Consider the following 236-nt stretch of genomic DNA (forward strand, 5'->3'; position numbering starts at 1 on the left):
GAATTTGATGCGTATGCACAACCAGGTAATTCAGGATCTCCTGTATTGAATTCTAAACATGAACTGATTGGTATTTTATATGCAGGTAGTGGAAAAGATGAATCTGAAAAGAATTTCGGTGTTTATTTCACACCACAATTAAAAGAATTTATTCAAAATAATATTGAAAAATAAGTATCATCAATTCATTCGTGAAGTTGATTTTTTAAAGAGTGATTAAGAAAACGGTTACATAA

1 protein-coding gene is annotated in these 236 nt (G+C 28.8%); it reads left to right on the forward strand.

The annotated features are described in order from the left end of the window. The coding region (locus IDG60_RS03610) for a trypsin-like serine protease (RefSeq protein ID WP_206160501.1) at nucleotides 1-174 on the forward strand (174 nt) is incomplete at its 5' end. Nucleotides 175-236 lie beyond the last annotated feature (62 nt).

It is taken from the genome of Staphylococcus sp. EG-SA-2 (genome assembly GCF_017152085.1).